The sequence below is a fragment of the Ruegeria sp. BE9 genome (genome assembly GCF_056538765.1).
The window spans coordinates 1-19,918 of record NZ_JBQFTS010000001.1 but is presented as its reverse complement, the minus strand read 5'-3'; the positions used below and the strand labels follow the sequence as shown (position 1 = coordinate 19,918).

Genomic DNA, 19,918 nt, shown 5'->3' with positions numbered 1-19,918 from the left:
CCATGACCGAAGCCTATATCTATGACGCCCTGCGCACTCCGCGCGGTAAGGGCCGCAAGGATGGCAGTCTGCACGAGGTAACCTCGGTGCGCCTGTCCGCCGTGACCCTGAACGCTATGAAAGAGCGCAACAATCTGGAAGGTCACGCCGTTGAGGACGTGATCTGGGGCAATGTCACCCAAGTGATGGAGCAAGGCGGCTGTCTGGCGCGCTCTGCCGTACTGGCCTCAGACCTGGATCAGTCAATCCCTGGTCTGGCGATCAACCGTTTCTGCGCTTCGGGCATGGAAGCGGTAAACCTTGCTGCAAACCAGGTAAAAGGCGGTGCGGGCGACGCCTACATTGCTGGTGGTGTTGAAATGATGGGCCGCGTGGCGATGGGCAGCGACGGCGCTGCGATTGCCGTTGATCCCTCGCTGGCAATGGACACTTATTTCGTGCCGCAAGGCATTTCGGCCGATATCATCGCGACCGAGTACGGTTTCGACCGCGATCAGGCGGACGCTCTGGCAGTGGAATCACAAAAGCGCGCGGCTGAAGCCTGGGCAGATAACCGGTTCGAAAAATCGGTCATCACAGTCAAGGATCAAAACGGCCTGACCATTTTGGACCGCGACGAATATATGCGCCCCGGCACCGACATGCAGAGCCTTGGCGCCCTTAACCCGTCCTTTGCGATGATGGGCGAACAGATGCCTGGCTTCGACAAAGTCGCGATGCTGAAATACCCGCATCTGGAAAAGATCAACCACATCCACCACGCGGGCAACAGCTCGGGTATCGTCGATGGCGCTGCTGCTGTTCTGATCGGCAACAAGGAATTCGGTGAGAAATACGGCCTGAAGCCGCGCGCGCGCATCAAGGCAACTGCCAAGATCGGTACCGATCCGACCATCATGCTGACCGGTCCAGTTCCGGTGACCGAGAAGATCCTTGCCGACAATGGAATGAAGATCAGCGATCTGGACCTCTTCGAAGTCAACGAAGCCTTCGCCTCGGTTGTGCTGCGGTTCCAGCAAGCCTTTGATGTAGACCCTGCGCTGATCAACCCCAACGGCGGCTCGATCGCGATGGGTCACCCACTGGGCGCAACCGGCGCGATGATCATCGGCACGCTGCTGGATGAGTTAGAGCGTCAGGACAAGGAAACAGGTCTGGCCACGCTCTGCATTGCATCCGGCATGGGTGCAGCAACGATTATCGAGCGGGTCTGATGCCCAAGCTGGATCTCTCTCAGATCCCGTTCAAGGGCGGCTCGGCCTATCCCGGCAAGCTGGCCGAAGCGACTGCGGGTCGTTTCGTACAGCGCTTGGGTGATGCGGGCGGACTAACCCAGTACGGGGTCAACATCGTGCGGCTGGAGCCGCAGGGTCTCTCGTCATTGCGCCACTACCACATGGAGCAGGACGAGTTTGCGATCATGCTGAGCGGCACCTGCGTGCTGATCGATGACGATGGCGAGCATGAGATGCAGCCCGGCGATTGTGCCGCTTGGCCAGCAGGTGAGGCCAACGGCCACCACCTAGTGAACAAAACCGATGCGCCCGCGACCTTTCTGGTGGTGGGCACACGGACCCCGACCGAGACCGGCTATTACAGCGACATAGACATGATGGTGAAGGATGATGAAAACGGTTTCTCCTTCACCCGTAAAGACGGCAGCCCGTTAACGGCTGACCAGATTGGAGAAGACGAATGACCGAGTTTACTCTGACCAAAGACGCCGACGGAGTTGGCGTTATCACGTGGGACGTTCCCGGCAAAACCATGAACGTGATGTCCTTTGACGGGTTGGCGCAGCTCAGCGACCTGATCGACCAGGCGCTGGCTGACGATGAAATCAAAGGGATCGTCCTTACCTCGGGCAAAGAAGGTTCCTTTGCCGGTGGTATGGACCTGAACCTGCTGGCCGTCATGAAAGAGGAAGCTGGCGACGATCCTGCCAGGGGCCTGTTCGAAGGCACAATGCGAATGCACGCCCTGCTGCGTAAAATTGAAATGGCGGGTATGGACCCCAAGACCAAAAAGGGCGGCAAACCGATCGCGACCGCCCTGCCCGGCACTGCTGCGGGTATCGGCATGGAGCTGCCGCTGTCGACGCACCGCATCTTTGCCGCTGAGAACCCCAAAGCCAAATATGGTCTGCCAGAGATCATGGTAGGCATCTTCCCGGGCGCAGGCGGTACAACGCGTATGGTCCGCAAAGTCGGTGCGATTGCTGCGGCCCCGCTTTTGCTTGAAGGCAAGATGCTGGATGTCAAAAAGGCGAAGGGTGCTGGCTACGTTGACGAGATCGCCGCTGATCCTGTTGCAGCCGCGAAAGAATGGGTCCTGAACGCCAAGGATGCCGACCTGGTCAAACCTTGGGATGCCAAGGGTTATAAGATGCCCGGCGGCGCGCCTTACCACCCTGCTGGTTTCATGAACTTCGTTGGTGCATCAGCAATGGTGAACGGCAAGACCCAAGGCGCATTCCCGGCTGCCAAAGCTCTACTGAGCGCGGTCTACGAAGGTGCGCTGGTCGATTTCGACACCGCCCTGAAGATCGAGGCACGTTGGTTCACGTCCGTCCTGATGAACCCGTCCTCAGGTGCGATGATCCGCTCGTTGTTCCTGAACAAGGAAGCGCTGGAAAAAGGTGCTGTGCGCCCCAGTGGAGTTCCGGATCAGTCGGTCAAGAAGGTTGGCGTTCTGGGCGCGGGCATGATGGGTGCCGGTATCGCGCTGGTCTCAGCCCAAGCGGGGATGGAAGTCGTTCTGGTCGACCGTGATCAGGAAGCTGCAGACAAAGGCAAAGCCTATACCGAGACCTATCTGGACAAAGGTATGAAGCGCGGCAAAGTCACGGCTGAAAAGAAAGAAGCCATGCTGGCCCGCATCACAGCGACCCCGGATCTCGATCACTTGAAAGGCTGTGATCTGATCATCGAAGCTGTTTTTGAGGACATGGGCGTCAAGGCCGAGATGACCAAAAAGGTCGAGGCAATCATCCCCGAAGATTGCATTTTTGCCTCGAACACCTCGACCCTGCCGATTTCCGATCTGGCCAAAGCCTCTGTACGTCCCGACCAGTTCATCGGCATCCACTTCTTCTCGCCGGTTGAGAAGATGTTCCTTGTCGAGATCATCAAAGGCAAAGAAACCGGTGATCGCGCGGTGGCCAAGGCGTTGGATTACGTCCGTCAAATCCGCAAGACACCAATCGTGGTCAACGATGCACGCTTCTTCTACGCCAACCGCTGCATCATTCCGTACATCAACGAAGGTGCACGGATGATCACCGAAGGCGTCAGCCCCGTCCTCATCGACAACGCTGCGCGCCAGTTGGGTTTCCCGGTTGGACCGGTCCAACTGACGGATGAAACGTCGATCGATCTGGGCGCTAAGATTGCGCGCGCGACAAAGGCCGCGATGGGTGACGCCTATCCGGAGAGCCCCTCGGATGATCTGATCTTCTGGATGGAAGAACAGGGTCGTCTGGGCCGCAAAGCCAATGCAGGTTTCTTCGACTACGACGAAAAGGGCAAGCGCGTCGAATACTGGAAAGGTCTGCAAGACAAGTACCCGCTGGCCGACGACCAGCCTGATCTGATCGAAGTTCAGGAACGTCTGATGTTCGCTCAGGTATTGGAAGCAGTCCGCGCGCTCGAAGAAGGCGTACTGGAAGATATCCGCGAAGGCGACGTAGGCGCCATCCTTGGTTGGGGTTTTGCACCTTGGTCAGGTGGGCCGCTCAGCTGGCTGGACATCATTGGCACCCCTTACGCCGCTGAGCGTTGCGATCAACTGGCCGAAGCATATGGCGAGCGGTTTGCATGCCCAGCACTGCTGCGTGAAATGGCTGACAAGGGTCAGACCTTCTACGGCCGTTTCGATCCCGAAGCCAAAGCCGCCTAAAAAAGACGCTGGCGCATAGTTTTATGCGCCAGCGCTTACTTGTTGTGATTGATGTAAAGTGGTTCAGATCATCATCACCGGCCGGCCCGGACGACCCGGGCGACGCGCGCCCCTAACAGGTCTCGCCGGAACAATCGGGTGATCAAAGATTGGCGCTGGCACCGACCCCATTGAATTAGCCAGCACGCCGATGTCGGCACGTCTTGCTGTCAGATTCACCAATTCGCGCGCGGCTTCACCTGCGACCACCTCGTACGATTTCGTCCCCCTTAAATTGCGCGATCCAAAGCGGCCCGACGGACAAAAGGCACGAAATCCACCCTCAATGTAGATCACTTCATCTTCGTCGAAGAACAGAGTACTGATCTCGAAATAGCTTGAGGGTGTATTCGAAGAAATACGGAATACTCCGCTCAGCAGCCTCGCCGATACAACCGGCAAACTCACAGGCAAGTTGATCGGATCGCGACCAAGCTTGGTATTGTCCAAGGCGATCCCCTGTTCTGGCATCAGCCATACGGGACGCCCATTGAAGGCCGCATGCGCAGGTACGCAGACAGGCATATTCTCAGCCCTTGTTTCATCTGGAGGAACCATGATGCTGTCTGTCGCAACGCGCCTTACTGTCTTGTAACCTTTATCCAAAGTCCGGACTAGATCGCCTGTCTGGATTTCCTCGACAAGCTTCCATCCCGCTTTGGTCGAAACTTTGGTTCCATGCAGCAGTCCACCTCTACGCGCGTTTAACGCGACCTGAGGTTCACCGCGGTCCTGATATTCAGGACGCTCTGCAAAACCCACTACACTCTCTACTTTCAACACAAACAGAACCCACTTTTTACTCACAACAACTGAGGTCACGATTAACACAAGATGAATGGGCGTGACTTATTTTTGACATATTGAGGCCCAATTTAGGCCCCCAAAGCCCCAAAGCCGGCCTAAAAAAAGAACAACTCCTGAATACTCAATGCAATTGGATTTATTTTGGAAACTATTGAACTTACGCCGAAGAAAATGAAGGCGCGAATCTAGAGTAAACCAAAACATGATCACAAATCGTTCTACCCGACCGTGTTCAACAGGTTTGCGCCTGGCGAATTTACCATGCTAAGCTGAGGCAAAATAAATACGAGCATACCTCACCTTGAAGACGGCACTTAAACAGTTCCAACGGATCGAAGCCACCGGTCTGTGGCGCCCCTCGCCCGACGTACAACGGCGTGAGGTTGTGGTGTCTCTTGGCGAGGCCACTCTGACGATCTCGGATTTTAACGAGCAAGCTTTGACGCATTGGTCCTTGGCCGCGCTTGAGCGTCAAAACCCCGGCACCTTTCCTGCGATTTTCAACCCGGACGGCGATCAGGACGAGACGCTGGAACTCGAAGAAACCGAAACCACGATGATCGAGGCTATCGACCGCCTTCAACGCGCCATCGACCGCGCGCGCCCCCATCCCGGGCGATTGCGCTGGTTAACTGTGGCTGGGGTCGTCGGGGCTGTTTTGGCTTTGTTGCTGCTTTGGATGCCGATTGCGTTGAAAAAACACGTCGTCTCGGTCGTGCCCGAGATCAAGAGACAGGACATCGGGAATGCCATTCTGCAAAGGATCGAGCGCGTCTCGGGGCGCGCCTGTACGTCTGAGGGCGCACAACAGGCACTAGATCAACTGGCATCCCGAACTGGCGTCAAACAGGTTGTTATCCTTCCGGCAGGCGTCCAAAGCAGCCTTAGCCTGCCGGGTGGTATCGTTCTATTGAACCGCGCCTTGGTCGAGGACCACGAAGACCCCTCAGTCGCGGCTGGCTACATCATAGCTGAACGCGCCCGGTCCAACGATCAGGACCCACTCAGCGATCTATTGGATCGCACCGGGGCTACGGCAGCATTCCGTCTGTTGACGACCGGAGAGCTAACCCCTGAAATCGTGGATGAGTATACTGAACAAATCTTGTCTGAACCGCGCCCGACTCTACCGGATGACGATTTGCTGGCCGTGTTCGCACAAGCGGCCCTGCCCTCAACGCCCTATGCTTATGCAATGGATGTAACGGGCGAAACAGTTCTTGGACTGATTGAGGCGGACCCGATGGCCGGTCGTCCATTGCAGCAGGTGTTGCCGGACCGCGATTGGGTCCGGCTACAGAATATCTGCGGCGAGTAAACTGCGTTACTTGGTTCCGAACATCCGATCGCCGGCATCGCCGAGACCAGGCATGATGTAACCCTTGGAGTTCAACTCTCGGTCCAGAGAGGCGGTTACGATTTTAACGTCCGGATGCGCCTCTTTCATACGTGCAACGCCTTCAGGCGCGGCCAGAAGGCAGAGGAAGCGGATATCGGTTGCGCCCGCTTCTTTAAGCAGGTCAATCGCAGCGGCCGAGCTGTTACCGGTGGCCAGCATCGGGTCGACGGCAATAACGAGACGATCCTTCAGACCTTCGGGTGCCTTGAAGTAATACTGAACAGGCTTCAACGTCTCTTCATCGCGATATAGCCCAACAAAACCGACGCGCGCCGAGGGGACCAGTTCCAGCACCCCGTCCAGCATCCCGTTGCCGGCCCGCAGGATCGACACCAGCGCCAGTTTCTTGCCTGCAAGAATGGGGGCATCCATCTCTTCCATCGGCGTCTCGATGTGGCGGGTGGTCAGCTTTAGCTCACGCGTGACTTCATAAGCCAGCAACAGCGTGATCTCGCGCAGCAGCTGCCGAAAAACAGCGGTCGAGGTGCCCTTGTCCCGCATGAGCGTCAGTTTGTGCTGGACCAGCGGGTGGTCAACGACGGTCAGGTGTTCGCTCATGATTTCTCCAGTCTTTTCTTGACCCGCGCGCGGGTATCATCATCACAGAAGGCCGCCTTCAGGGCCGTTTCATTCATGGCTGCAAAGTCCTCTGCCTCCCAGCCAAAAGCTTGGTTCAACATCTCATATTCGCGCCGCATGGTGGTATGGAAAAACGGTGGGTCATCGGTAGATACAGTGACGTTGACCCCGTGGTCGCGCAACCTGGCAATCGGGTGAGCCGCGAAATCAGGGAACAAACCCAAAACCACATTCGAACCAGGGCAGACTTCAAGCGTCACATCGCGATCAACCAGCTCGTGGACCAGATCAGGATCCTCGATCGCGCGTACGCCGTGCCCTACACGTTCCACTCCAAGGTCGCGCACCGCGTCGCGAACGCTTTCGGGGCCGCCGAATTCACCAGCATGGGTGGTTAATCGAAGACCGGCCTCACGGGCGCAGTCAAAGGCCCATTTGTAGTCACCTTGCGTGCCAACGGACTCGTTCCCGCCCATGCCAAAACCAGTGATCCAGTCTCCGGCGGTCTCAGCCGCACAATGCGCACTGCGTTTCGCCTGTTCGGCCCCGAAATGGCGGACACAAGTTACAACGCCACGAAGGGTGATATCAAACTTGCGCTCCGCCTCTTCTGCGGCATCCTGAATAGCCGTCAGATAATCGCGCCAAGCGTGCAAATCTCCGCCACCGCAGAAGTCAGGGCTTAGGAAGGTTTCCGAATACACTACTCCGTTCGCGGCGCTATCTTCGAGAATGGCCAGTGTCAGACGGCGAAAGTCCTCGGGCGACTTCAGCACTTCGCAGGCGGCCTCATATACGCTGAGGAAATGCGCAAAATCACGAAAGTCATAGCTGCCGTCGGGCTTGAATATCCCACTCAGGTCGATGCGCTTTTCGTGGGCAAGTTGGCGAATAAACGCGGGTGGGGCCGCGCCTTCGTGGTGCAGGTGAAGTTCAATTTTGGGCAGGTCTGCGACAGTCATAGAAAGCTCTTCCCCGGTCCGTGTGCCGGAATTTTCAGATGGTGTGCGATGCTGGCGGCAATGTCGGCGAAGTTAACTGCACCGATCTGACCGGTACCTTGTCCGGCAATCAGAACCGGGACCTGCTCGCGTGTGTGGTCTGTGCCTATCCAGCTTGGGTCATTACCGTGATCTGCAGTTAGCAGCATCAGGTCGCCGGGGTGGAGTTTTTGCAGAACCTTTCCGATCTCGTGATCGAACCACTCCAACGCACGAGCATAGCCACTTATGTCGCGCCGGTGGCCATAAAGGCTGTCGAATTCAACGAAATTGGCGAAGGTCAAACTGCCCTCTTCAGCCTCATCAACAAGGTCGGACAAGTGACACATCAGTTCAGTGTCCGTGCCTTTGCGCAGCGTGTCGATGCCCTGCATTGAGAAGATATCGCCAATTTTTCCAACAGCGTGAACGCGTCGCCCTGCATCTTGCACCCAGTTGGTCAAAACCGGAGCAGGTGGGAGGATCGCAAAATCTTTTCGGTTTGTCGTGCGGGTAAAGCCCTCTTCGGGTGAACCAACGAAAGGACGCGCTATGACGCGGCCAACTTTCATCTCATGCAGCCGAGGGGCCAACGCCTTGCACATGTCCAGCAAACGGTCGAGGCCAAAGCTTTCCTCGTGTGCGGCGATCTGAAAAACGCTGTCGGCCGAGGTGTAGCAGATCGGCCAACCCGTCCGCATATGCTCGGCCCCCAACTCGGCGATGATGGCAGTGCCTGAGGCGTGGCAATCACCCAGAATTCCATCGGCGCCAGCAGCCTGCGCGGCCGCACGACTTAGATCCGTAGGGAAGGAGGGCGAAGTGTCCGGAAAATAGTGCCAATCCCACGGCACCGGCAATCCGGCCAGCTCCCAATGTCCAGACGGTGTATCCTTGCCGGGCGAATGCTCGCGCGCGCATCCCCAAAGGCCCGTGGCATCGGCCTCCAGCCCCGGTGTTTCCGCCTTGGATGCGAGACGCGTAGCCGCCCCCAGTCCAAGCGCGTCCAGATTTGGCAAGTGCAGCGGACCCGAGCGGCCCTCTTCTGCGCGCCCTTCGGCACAAGCCTGCGCAATGTGGGCCAGAGTGTTGGCGCCAGTATCAGGCGTCTCGCCGTTAAAGAAACGATCCGCATCCGGCGCACCGCCGATGCCGACTGAATCCATCACAACAAGAAAGGCACGAGTCACGGTGTGATCCTCTCGTGAACAAGCACAGGCATCGGGCCTGCATCTGGACCAATTGTAATCGCCTTTCTGACCGCTTCGGCAGCTTGCCGGGCGGCGTCTTCACGGGCGGCATGAACCACCGCCAGCGCAGCGCCTTTTTCAATCTTGTCCCCCAGTCGGACAATATCAGACAGACCGACGGCTGGATCGATCACATCGTCTTCTACTTGCCGTCCTCCACCCAAAGCGACAACCGCCAACCCCAATGCTTCACCATCAATCGCGGTCACATAACCGCTGGTCGAGGCTGGCACTTCAAGGATTACACTGGCTTCTGGCAAATAACGGGACCAGTTATCAACGAAGTGCAATGGCCCCCCGACTGAAGCCATCATGCGCCCGAACCGTTCAGCGGCACGACCATCGCGGATGACATCCGTGATCTTGTCGCGTCCCTCATCAGCGGTTTCAAACACTCCCGCGTCCGCCAGAAGCACCCCGCCTAGCTCAGCGGAAATCTCTGCCAATGGTGCATAGTGTGCTTTAGTGAGAACATTCATCACCTCAGCAATCTCCAACGCGTTGCCCAATGAAGGGGCAAGAGGTTGGTGCATATCCGTGATGACTGCTGACGTCCGACATCCTGCTGCGTTGGCCGTTTCGGTCAGGGCCTGCGCCAGTTTACGCGCATCGTCCAACGTCTTCATGAAGGCGCCGCTGCCGACTTTGACGTCCAACACCAAAGCTTCGGGACTTGCAGCCAGCTTCTTGGATAAGATCGATGCGGTGATAAGGTCCAGGCTTTCTACCGTCGCCGTTACATCCCGGATCGCATAAAGCCGCTTGTCCGCCGGTGCAATCTGCCCTGTCGCGCCAACAATCGCCGCCCCCGTGTCGTGCAAAATCTGCGTCAGACGCTCTTGTCCAATCTGAGTGCTAACGCCGGGTATGGATTCAAGTTTATCCAGCGTGCCCCCGGTATGACCCAAACCGCGCCCCGAGATCATAGGAACATACGCACCCAGCTCGGCCAAAGCAGGGGCAAGCACCAGACTGACACTGTCGCCTACTCCTCCGGTCGAGTGTTTATCGATTACCGGTCCGTCGAAGTTCCATTTCAGAACGTCTCCGCTGTCGCGCATAGCCACCGTCAAATCGGCGCGACCCTGAGCACCCAGCCCACCCATACAAACGGCCATGGCAAAGGCTCCAGCCTGTGCATCACTGACACCGCCGTCAGCCAGCCCCTGTGCGAACCAAGTCAGTTCCTCACCGGTCGGCACCTGGCCCCGGCGCAATTTTGCGATGATTGAGCGGGCGTCCATGTGCTCAGACGTCCTCCATATGCGAAGCGTCGAAAGCTCCTGGAAGAAGATCACCGATCGTGGTTTGGAATTCGGCACCATCGACAGTGGCGAGGGTTACCTTAACGTCGCGCTTGCCAAACTCGGCCAGCTTTTGTCGACACCCACCACAGGGCGGCACCGGTTGGGGCGAGGAGGCGACAACATAGACCTCTGTCAGAGCTTGTTCGCCTGCCGCAACCATTGCGGCGATTGCACCAGCCTCGGCGCAAGTGCCCTCGGGGTAGGCTACGTTTTCAACGTTACAACCGGAATAAACCTCACCCGACGCCGAACGGATCGCTGCGCCAACCTTGAAGTTTGAATAGGGAGCATAAGCTTTTTCCCGGACAGACAGTGCTGCATCTTTCAAAGTCATGGCGATTCCCCAATTTTTGATCATCTGGTCAGAAAGACATACCCTAAATGAAACCGCCCGGGGAGTTGAAGCCCCGGGTTTAAGATTCATGCGCCAAAATCCACTTCGTCCAGCGTCGTATTGAACGTACCTGGCAGTGTAACCTCCAGCAGTTCGACATCCTCGGAAGGATCGGACAACCGCGTTCGCATACCGGGTGGAATGACGAAGGCATCCCCCTGCTCAAGACGGTATGGATCTCGGCCGTCGCCTTCCAGCGTCAGCTCTCCATTCATGACGAAGGTAAAGTGGATATCCGTATCATGGGCGGCCCAAACCGGTTCACCCTGCCCTTTGCGAGCGACCTGTACTCCAGCGACACCGTTGGTGTTTTCGGCAATCGTCGTATCGCGGCATATGTATCCCGGCAGGCGGAACGGTTTCCAATCTGCGCCGTTGGCCTGATTAAACACGAACCTCTGGCCCTGCCACTCACGGTCCGGGCGGTAGTGTTGCGTAGGCAGCTCCATATCGTGATCAATCTCGGTAACGTGTTCGGCTGGAACGCCGATCTCAATCACCTGCACATTATCTGAGGCTTCAAGAACGCGGTGGCGAATTTCTGGTGGCTGAATAAAGCAATCACCTGCCGTCAGTCGCATCTTTTCGCCCTGATCTTCGTAGACCACGTCCACCCAGCCATGGATGCAAAAGATCAACTGAAACCCGACCTTGTGGAAATGCACCATATCCGGCACCGGCCCGCCGTCAGGGATGCGGATATGGCTGGCGATAATCGACCCGCCCAGCCTGTTCGGCACAAGATCACGATAGTGCATTCCGGCCCGTCCGATGATCCAAGGGGCCTGATCCTTGAGCCTGCGCACGACGAAAGAATGCATGGTCTCTGGCATCACCAAAGGTGGGTTCAATTCGTCGATCTCAACACGTGTGCCGTTGGGGGCCACGAGACTGCGACGACCGCCTGCAAATTCATCTGGACTTTCAGTTAGAATCCGCAACGTTCCCGGCGCTTCGGGCGCGTCTTTTTCTACCCGAAGACGAAGACCGTGCCCTGAAAATACCGCGACACGAGGGTCATCAGCCGGATAGATCATATCCATCCGCATCCCCAGAACCTTGGTGAAAAACGGGATATCGTCACGCAACTCCTGCGTGGGCAGGCGGATTTCAGCGCGCGTCTGGTTTTGCGGGTTGGTCATTCTTGTTCTCTTCACTTCCAGATTTCGGCCATCCGATCAGAACGGCAGCCAAAATGCCAATTGAAAAGAACATCTCAAGCGTTTCTTCCACAACAAACAGACGTGTGGCCATTACAACGGTCATCTCTTCGCCGAATGCGCTGCTGATTTCTTCGAGAACCTGCGCAACAAATGCCGACATTCCAGCGATGAAGAAAATCAACAGGAAAGGCGCTCTTGCTTTGAGGGCACGCCAAGCATTCGGCACTCCGTGCCACAAGACCCCGCCCAGAATCAAAACTGCCAGAACGACCCGAACGATCGTCATGTCGAGCATAACGTCCAAACCGTGCAGGATGGAGTAAGGCAGGCTTTCCACCGAATAAACGTCGGCCTCCAACTCTCTTTCCGCCAACAATAGGCAAACAAGCCCGATATAAAGACGGCTCAAACCGGAAAACTTAAAAAGCGCCACAACACCAGCAACCAACAATGCTGCAGCCGAAATCGTTTCAAGCGGTCCGCCTTCCTGATTGAAAGCAGAGGCCTGCATCGGCCAAGTCGCGGTAACGATCAGGATTAAAACGGCCAAAACTATGGCCACGCGAAAGCCAAACCGATCCGTTCCAAAGGACCTTTTTTCTAGGGGCGTCGCATCCCCTGACTGAAACTGGCCCTTAGAGCTCATGCCGGTTTTCCATCTTCATAACGATTGCGAGGAAATTGAAGTTGGCGAACTTAGCCGATTTGCCGCAGAATTCAACTAAAGGCCCGTTGCGGTTGCGACACTGTTGCAAAATGACGTGGCGTAGCCAAGCCGCGAAAAATAGTTTAGCACTAAATCAAATTTTGAAGGGAGTTGAAAAGCCGATGTCTGACACACCCAGCCTGCGGCAGGCCGCGCTTGATTATCATGCCCACCCAAAACCCGGAAAACTTGAGATCAAGGCGACAAAGCCAATGGCCAACGGCCGTGACCTGGCGCGCGCCTACTCTCCCGGCGTGGCAGAGGCGAGCCTTGAGATCAAAGCAGATGCCTCTAACGCCGAACGCTATACCTCACGCGGGAACCTGGTGGCGGTCGTCTCGAACGGGACGGCTGTTTTGGGGCTTGGGAACATCGGAGCACTGGCCTCCAAGCCGGTGATGGAGGGCAAGGCGGTTCTTTTCAAGAAGTTCGCTGGTATCGACTGCTTTGACATCGAAGTCGACCAACCCGACCCCGAAAAGCTGGCCGACATTGTTTGCGCGCTGGAGCCCACCTTTGGCGCGATCAACCTAGAAGATATCAAGGCACCCGATTGCTTCATCGTCGAAAAGCTGTGCCGCGAACGGATGAACATCCCTGTTTTTCATGACGATCAACATGGCACCGCGATCGTTGTAGGTGCCGCAGCCAAAAACGCGCTGCACGTCGCCGGGAAAAAGTTCGAAGACGTCAAGGTCGTCTCGACAGGTGGTGGCGCGGCTGGCATCGCTTGCCTGAGCATGCTGGTTAAACTGGGCGTCAAACGCGAAAACATCTGGCTGTGCGATATTCACGGTCTGGTCTACGAAGGCCGGGAAGAGGATATGAACCCGCACAAAGATCAGTTCGCCCAGAAAACGGACCTCCGCACATTGGATGATGTGATTGGCGACGCAGATCTGTTCCTTGGACTCAGCGGTCCCAATGTCCTCAAGCCAGAAATGGTCGAGAAAATGGCCAAGCGTCCGATCATTTTCGCACTGGCCAATCCAACGCCCGAAATCCTGCCTCAGGCCGCACGCGAAGTTGCACCGGACGCAATCATCGCCACAGGACGCAGCGACTTTCCCAATCAGGTCAACAACGTTCTGTGTTTCCCGTTCATCTTCCGAGGCGCTTTGGATGTTGGCGCGACTGAGATCAATGACGAAATGCAGATCGCCTGCGTGGATGGTATTGCCGAAATGGCCCGCGCGACCACAAGCGCCGAGGCCGCCGCGGCCTACAAAGGCGAACAACTGACATTTGGGCCCGATTATCTGATCCCAAAACCCTTTGATCCCCGCCTCGTCGGCGTTGTCTCCTCGTCTGTTGCAGAGGCCGCAATGGCCAGCGGTGTGGCTAAACGCCCGATCGAAGATATCGAAGCCTACAAAGAGCGATTGAACCAGACGGTATTCAAATCCGCCCTGATCATGCGCCCAGTTTTCGAAGCCGCCGCTGCCGCCTCGCGTCGTATTGTTTTTGCCGAGGGCGAAGACGAGCGTGTGCTGCGCGCATCGCAGGCCATTCTGGAGGAAACAACGGAGACACCGATTCTGATTGGTCGTCCGGACGTTATTGAAGCACGCTGTGAACGTCTTGGGCTTACGGTACGCCCTGGTGAGGACTTCCAAATCGTGAACCCGGAAAACGATCCACGTTACTACGACTATTGGAACTCGTATCACGAAATCATGCAGCGCCGTGGGGTGACACCCGATCTTGCCAAAGCGATCATGCGTACCAACTCAACCGCGATTGCGGCGATCATGGTGCACAGAGGCGAAGCCGACAGCATGATCTGCGGTACATTTGGTGAATACCGCTGGCACCTGAATTATGTTGAGCAGGTGTTGGATGACGGCGACCTGCGTCCGCACGGCGCCCTTTCACTTATGATCCTTGAAGATGGGCCCCTCTTCATCGCTGATACCCACGTTCGGCAATTGCCCACCCCAGAAGAACTGGCAGAAGCGACGATCGGTGCTGCTCGTCACGTTCGACGGTTCGGTGTCGAACCAAAAATCGCCTTTTGCTCGCAATCGCAGTTCGGAAACCAGGCGGAGGGATCAGGCAAACGTCTGCGGGCCGCGCTGGATATTCTGGACTCCGAACCACGCGACTTTACTTACGAGGGCGAGATGAACCTCGATGTGGCTCTGGACCCCGAATTGCGTTCTCGGATTTTCCCGAACTCTCGCCTAACTGGGCCAGCGAATGTACTGATCTTCGCTCACGCAGATGCCGCGAGCGGCGTGCGCAATATTCTAAAAATGAAGGCAGATGGTCTGGAAGTTGGGCCAATCTTGATGGGAATGGGCAACAAGGCCCATATCGTAACCCCGTCGATCACAGCACGCGGCCTGCTGAACATGGCTGCGATTGCGGGGACTCCGGTCGCTCATTACGGGTAGTCTAACGTTGATTTGGGTCAGGCATCGTTCAAAGTGCCTGACCTCAGCCTGCCCGCAGGTGATTCTTTGCACGACTGAATTTGCAATTTTGCAAAAGCGGCGGATCGAACACCTCAAAATCGCGAGCAAAAACGAGTTTGCAAAACTTTGCAGGGCAATTCGGCAAATTCTGCAAAGATTTTGCGATAAAATGACGCCCCGTCATGTCCCTTGCTTGTACGCTGCCCCCTGCGCCCCTTACACAAAGCACAAGGAACTGTAGGAGGAGAAACCAACGTGGCTTATCAGGACGTTTACGAAAGCTGGAAATCCGATCCGGAAGCATTCTGGATGGAAGCCGCAAAAGGGATTGATTGGGTTCGACCTCCAAGCAAGGCGCTGTTCGATGACAACGCCCCTCTCTACGAATGGTTTCGGGACGCCAGAGTAAACACCTGCTGGAATGCTGTTGATCGCCACGTGGAAAACGGCCGCGGAGAGCAGACGGCCATCATTTACGACAGCCCGATCACGCACACCAAGCGCGAGATTTCCTATGTCGAGCTTCGCAACCGTGTGGCCAATCTGGCCGGGGCGTTGCGGGCCAAGGGTGTCGAGAAAGGTGATCGGGTCATCATCTATATGCCAATGATCCCCGAAGCGCTTGAGGCGATGTTGGCCTGCGCCCGATTGGGTGCCGTGCATTCGGTAGTATTCGGCGGCTTTGCAAGCAACGAATTGGCTGTGCGGATCGACGACGCAAAACCCAAAGCGATCATTGCCGCTTCTTGCGGAATGGAACCAGGCCGTGTTGTTCACTATAAACCTCTGCTGGACGGCGCCATCGAGATGGCCAGCCACAAGCCGGATTTCTGTGTGATTTTCCAGCGCGAACAGGAAGTGGCGCAGCTCGTCGAAGGGCGTGATTTCAACTGGCACGGCTTCCAATACGGCGTTGAACCAGCGGACTGTGTGCCGGTTGATGGCAACGATCCGGCGTACATTCTCTATACTTCTGGCACTACCGGCGCCCCCAAGGGCGTTGTTCGTCCTACTGCCGGCCACTTGGTCGCGTTGAACTGGACGATGAAGAACATCTATGACGTCGATCCCGGCGACGTTTTCTGGGCCGCGTCTGATGTGGGTTGGGTCGTGGGACACTCCTACATCTGTTACGCCCCATTGATCCACGGAAACACCACCATTGTCTTCGAAGGTAAGCCTGTAGGGACGCCGGACGCAGGAACCTTTTGGCGCGTCATTTCCGAACATAAGGTCAAGAGCTTCTTCACCGCCCCCACAGCTATCCGGGCTGTGAAACGCGAAGACCCAAAGGGCGAGATGCTGGCAAAATACGACCTGTCGAACCTGCGCGCCCTGTTTCTTGCGGGTGAGCGTGCAGACCCCGACACGATCGAATGGGCTCAAGACGCTCTGAAAGTTCCGGTGGTCGATCACTGGTGGCAGACCGAAACCGGCTGGACCATCGCAGGCAACCCCCTCGGGATAGAGGAACTTCCGATCAAGTTGGGCTCGCCTGCCAAGCCGATGCCGGGTTACGACGTGCAGATTCTAGATGAAGGCGGTCACCCGATGAAACCCGGTGAACTGGGCGCCATTGCGGTTAAACTGCCGCTGCCTCCGGGCACTTTGCCAACGCTTTGGAACGCGGAAGAGCGGTTCAAAAGCTCGTATCTAAACCACTTCCCTGGTTACTACGAAACCGGCGATGCAGGCATGATTGACGAGGACGGATACCTCTACATCATGGCGCGCACCGACGACGTGATCAACGTCGCGGGCCACCGCTTGTCGACTGGTGGCATGGAGGAAGTTCTGGCCGCCCATCCGGACGTTGCCGAATGCGCCGTTATTGGGGTAACGGACCAACTCAAGGGTCAGATGCCTATTGGCTTCTTGTGCCTGAACGCCGGGTGCGATCGGGACCATGCCGATATCGTCAAAGATGTCGTCAAACTGGTGCGCGAAAAGATCGGCCCCGTTGCGGCTTTCAAACTGGCTGTTGTTGTTGATCGCTTGCCCAAAACCCGTTCGGGCAAGATCCTTCGTGGAACGATGGTATCGATCGCGGATAGCCAAGAATACAAAATGCCGGCAACCATCGACGATCCCGCCATTCTGGACGAAATCACTGTTGCGTTGAAGTCCATCGGCTACGCTCAGTGAATTGGACTTGGGCGGCCGTTGGTCGCCCAACACCCGCTTTCACTTGCAACCAGAAGCTAGGCCCCTACTGTCTCGGTAAGACAGTGAGGCCCCATGACAGCAGATGAAATTTGGCGTCTGAACGCCACAGACCTGACAAAGCTGACCCGCAGCGGCGAGCTTAGCGCTGAACAGGCCGTTCAAGCGTCCATTGATCGCATGCGGCAGGTCAACCCAGACCTGAACGCAGTCGTAGAAGACTTAAGTGACGAAGCCATGCAAAGGGCGCGCGATCTGGATCGGGCCGTCGCTTCGGGCTCCCCTGCTGGGCCGCTGCACGGTGTACCTGTCACAATCAAAATCAACGTTGATCAAAAGGGGCACGCGACCAGTAACGGTGTTGTTGCACTCAAAGACGTCATCGCACCCGATGACGCACCGGTCGTAGCGAATCTACAGAACGCCGGAGCGGTAGTGATCGGGAGAACGAATACGCCCGAATTTTCCTTTCGCGCAGACACAGATAATGACCTGCATGGGCGGACTCATAACCCATGGGGGCGGCATATCTCGCCCGGCGGCTCCTCGGGTGGTGCCGGGGCCGCCGTAATGGCAGGGGTCGGAGCACTGGCCCACGGCAACGACATCGGTGGCAGCCTGCGCTTTCCAGCTGCGGCCAACGGGGCGGTTACGGTGAAACCCGGGCTCGGTCGCGTGCCAGCATGGAACCCAAGCCAAAAGGATGAGCGCGGGATGCTTGCCCAATCCATGTCCGTTCAGGGGCTAATCACGCGATCAGCAGCGGATTTGCATTTATCCATGCCCAGCCTGATTGCCGCTGATCCGCGCGATCCTTTTCACGTTCCTTTCCCGTGGCGTGGCGATGACCTGGATAGCCCCATCAAGGTAGCCTACACCAAGAATACATTTGGCTATGACCTTCACCCCGAAGTGGAAAAAGCGCTGGATACAGCCCGAGATGCGCTGGTCGATGCCGGTTACATTGTGGAACAGCTCGACCCGCCCAACGTGTTTGAATGTGGCAGGTCAGGCTATCGCGCGCTCATGGGCGAAGTGTTGACACTGCTGAAAAGCGATATCGAAGCCGCGGGTTCCCAGACGATCCGGGATATCTTTGACGTCTACTTCCAAGAGTTTCCTCCAATCACAGGCACCGATCTGATCCAGGTGCTGGCACGCCGAACCCATTATGCGCGTGAGTGGTCGTTGTTCATGGAAGAATACCCTCTTGTGCTGTCCCCTTTTCTGCCCCAACCATTCTTTGGACCCGATCGCGACACGGAAGGCTCTGAAGGTGTTCACGAAGTTCTGGGCTGCGCGGTCTATTCTTATTCAATGAACTTTCTGGGCCTACCTGCCGCCAGTGTTCCCGCTCGTCTAGCGAATCTGCCGCGGGGGCCCCAACCCATAAATATTCAAATCGCAGCACGGCGCTGGCGCGAAGACATGGCTGTTGACGCTGCCGCAGCGATCGAAGAGCGCGTCGGTCCGATGTGCATGCCTTTGTGGGAGAAAATGGAAACGGCCATCTAGAGTGGCCCTCTTAAAAAAATTGACCCCGGGTTTTTGTGCCCGGGGTCCGCTTACTCAAATAAACCCGGAAATTTGATAACGAACGTAGCACCACCTACCTTCGCCAGCGCGAAAACTGCGCAATCATTCGAAAACGCCGGTTGGTGGCCACTCACTCCCACCTTGGCGTATTCTCCGGGTAAGTTCAGATTAACCGGAAGTTAATTGTTTTCCTGTGAACTGGTTCACACAAGTCTCAAAAACATTCTTCATCCCTAGTTTTAGGTGAATTGCTCAGAGATCAGGCGCTCCTCCAGCCCGTGCCCCGGGTCAAAGAGAATGCGATGTTCGATAGATGGCTCCGACCGAATCTCAACCCAGTCGATATCTGGAAATGAAATCGAATCCGCATCTGCCATGACCGGGCGCTTGTCTGCATCCAGCACATCAAAGCGCACTTCGGCTATTTTGGGCAACAAGGCCCCCCGCCATCGGCGCGGCCGGAACGCTGCAATAGCTGTAAGCGCCAAAACGTCAGACCCGATTGGCAAGATCGGTCCGTGAGCCGAGTAATTATAGGCCGTCGATCCAGCCGGCGTCGATAACAACGCCCCATCGCAAACCAACTCATCCATACGAACCCGTCCATCGACGCTGATCTTCAGTCGTGCCGCCTGAGGTCCAGCCCGCAAGAGTGAAACTTCGTTGATGGCCAATGCTTCATGAACCTTACCCGCCTGATCCATGGCCCGCATTCTAAGAGGGTTGATCACTTCTTCCTCGGCATCTGCCAGACGCTGCATCAGGTCGCCTTCGTGGAATTCATTCATCAAAAAGCCGATGGTTCCACGGTTCATGCCGTAAACGGGTGTATCCAAGTGTTGCATGTTGTGCAGTGTGTGCAACATGAACCCATCGCCCCCCAATGCGACCACTACGTCTGCATCCCGAGGGGCCGAATTACCGTAACGGGCGATCAATGCGTCCCGTGCCGTTTGGGCGACTTTTGCGTCACTCGCAAGAAAGGCGATTCTCTGGATCATTTGTTCCGGTTTCCAGTGCTGCACATTTGGTTCCGAAACAACCATACCTTTCCCCGATAGGCCAGAGTTGACGCCGTAGCGGGCCAAATCGTCGCTTTAAAGCTTTTGCATATGTGCCGTTTCCGATAGGAAATCCGCAAGATAATTCCAGCCATGTGGAGCCCCCATGAACGCCAATCTTCGTGATACCGGTTTTTTCACCCAGTCCCTTTCGGATCGTGATCCTGAGCTTTTTGGCTCGATTACATCCGAGCTGGGTCGCCAGCGCGATGAGATCGAG

Annotated in this window: 16 protein-coding genes; 7 read left to right on the top strand and 9 right to left on the bottom strand. The window is 56.6% G+C overall.

Translation table 11 applies throughout. From position 1 onward, the window contains the following. Window positions 1-2: 2 nt before the first annotated feature. From ACR0EO_RS00080 to ACR0EO_RS00070, 3 genes are read left to right on the top strand one after another with little or no spacing between them, the layout of a single operon-like run. The gene (locus ACR0EO_RS00080) at window positions 3-1,214 is read left to right on the top strand and encodes an acetyl-CoA C-acetyltransferase (protein WP_480686358.1); all 1,212 of its coding nucleotides are present in this window, start codon (window positions 3-5) and stop codon (window positions 1,212-1,214) included. Next, window positions 1,214-1,699 (top strand): cupin domain-containing protein, encoded by a 486-nt coding sequence (locus ACR0EO_RS00075; RefSeq protein ID WP_480686357.1) that lies wholly within the window; start codon window positions 1,214-1,216, stop codon window positions 1,697-1,699. The genes ACR0EO_RS00080 and ACR0EO_RS00075 overlap by 1 nt, the downstream gene beginning before the upstream one ends. Then, on the top strand, window positions 1,696-3,897 hold the full coding sequence (locus ACR0EO_RS00070) for a 3-hydroxyacyl-CoA dehydrogenase NAD-binding domain-containing protein (RefSeq protein WP_480686356.1): 2,202 nt from the start codon (window positions 1,696-1,698) through the stop codon (window positions 3,895-3,897). Before ACR0EO_RS00075 ends, ACR0EO_RS00070 begins: the two co-directional genes overlap by 4 nt. Window positions 3,898-3,960: 63 nt before the next feature. Here the strand turns inward: ACR0EO_RS00070 and ACR0EO_RS00065 are convergent, their stop codons facing one another. Then, complete coding sequence (locus ACR0EO_RS00065) at window positions 3,961-4,698, bottom strand: Hint domain-containing protein (protein ID WP_480686355.1); 738 nt, start codon at window positions 4,696-4,698, stop codon at window positions 3,961-3,963. Between the two features lie 346 nt (window positions 4,699-5,044). Between ACR0EO_RS00065 and ACR0EO_RS00060 the strand changes: the two genes are divergently transcribed. Next, window positions 5,045-6,061: a hypothetical protein gene (locus ACR0EO_RS00060; RefSeq protein ID WP_480686354.1), complete on the top strand. Its 1,017-nt coding sequence runs from the start codon at window positions 5,045-5,047 to the stop codon at window positions 6,059-6,061. 6 nt (window positions 6,062-6,067) lie between these two features. Here the strand turns inward: ACR0EO_RS00060 and upp are convergent, their stop codons facing one another. The 7 genes from upp to ACR0EO_RS00025 form a co-directional block, all read right to left on the bottom strand. Further along, entirely contained in the window at window positions 6,068-6,700 is a 633-nt protein-coding gene (gene upp, locus ACR0EO_RS00055; RefSeq protein WP_170443013.1) for a uracil phosphoribosyltransferase, read from the bottom strand. Beyond that, on the bottom strand, window positions 6,697-7,683 hold the full coding sequence (locus tag ACR0EO_RS00050) for an adenosine deaminase (protein ID WP_480686353.1): 987 nt from the start codon (window positions 7,681-7,683) through the stop codon (window positions 6,697-6,699). Before ACR0EO_RS00050 ends, upp begins: the two co-directional genes overlap by 4 nt. Then, entirely contained in the window at window positions 7,680-8,891 is a 1,212-nt protein-coding gene (locus ACR0EO_RS00045; RefSeq protein ID WP_480686352.1) for a phosphopentomutase, read from the bottom strand. Before ACR0EO_RS00045 ends, ACR0EO_RS00050 begins: the two co-directional genes overlap by 4 nt. After that, window positions 8,888-10,195, bottom strand: a complete 1,308-nt coding sequence (locus ACR0EO_RS00040; protein WP_480686351.1) for a thymidine phosphorylase — start codon at window positions 10,193-10,195, stop codon at window positions 8,888-8,890. Before ACR0EO_RS00040 ends, ACR0EO_RS00045 begins: the two co-directional genes overlap by 4 nt. A gap of 4 nt (window positions 10,196-10,199) precedes the next feature. Then, on the bottom strand, window positions 10,200-10,592 hold the full coding sequence (locus ACR0EO_RS00035; RefSeq protein ID WP_480686350.1) for a cytidine deaminase: 393 nt from the start codon (window positions 10,590-10,592) through the stop codon (window positions 10,200-10,202). 86 nt (window positions 10,593-10,678) lie between these two features. After that, entirely contained in the window at window positions 10,679-11,794 is a 1,116-nt protein-coding gene (locus tag ACR0EO_RS00030) for a cupin domain-containing protein (protein WP_480686349.1), read from the bottom strand. After that, on the bottom strand, window positions 11,763-12,461 hold the full coding sequence (locus ACR0EO_RS00025) for a hypothetical protein (RefSeq protein WP_480686348.1): 699 nt from the start codon (window positions 12,459-12,461) through the stop codon (window positions 11,763-11,765). Before ACR0EO_RS00025 ends, ACR0EO_RS00030 begins: the two co-directional genes overlap by 32 nt. A gap of 182 nt (window positions 12,462-12,643) precedes the next feature. Here ACR0EO_RS00025 and ACR0EO_RS00020 point away from each other — a divergent pair, with 182 nt between their 5' ends. The 3 genes from ACR0EO_RS00020 to ACR0EO_RS00010 all read left to right on the top strand — a co-directional run bounded on the left by ACR0EO_RS00020 (window position 12,644) and on the right by ACR0EO_RS00010 (window position 18,616). After that, window positions 12,644-14,917, top strand: a complete 2,274-nt coding sequence (locus ACR0EO_RS00020; protein WP_480686347.1) for an NADP-dependent malic enzyme — start codon at window positions 12,644-12,646, stop codon at window positions 14,915-14,917. A gap of 276 nt (window positions 14,918-15,193) precedes the next feature. Continuing rightward, window positions 15,194-17,083 (top strand): propionate-CoA ligase PrpE, encoded by a 1,890-nt coding sequence (prpE, locus tag ACR0EO_RS00015; RefSeq protein ID WP_480686346.1) that lies wholly within the window; start codon window positions 15,194-15,196, stop codon window positions 17,081-17,083. A gap of 93 nt (window positions 17,084-17,176) precedes the next feature. After that, on the top strand, window positions 17,177-18,616 hold the full coding sequence (locus ACR0EO_RS00010; RefSeq protein WP_480686345.1) for an amidase family protein: 1,440 nt from the start codon (window positions 17,177-17,179) through the stop codon (window positions 18,614-18,616). 260 nt (window positions 18,617-18,876) lie between these two features. On the opposite strand, the gene ACR0EO_RS00005 is transcribed toward ACR0EO_RS00010, so the two are convergent. After that, on the bottom strand, window positions 18,877-19,638 hold the full coding sequence (locus ACR0EO_RS00005) for an NAD kinase (RefSeq protein WP_480686344.1): 762 nt from the start codon (window positions 19,636-19,638) through the stop codon (window positions 18,877-18,879). Window positions 19,639-19,918: the final 280 nt, after the last annotated feature.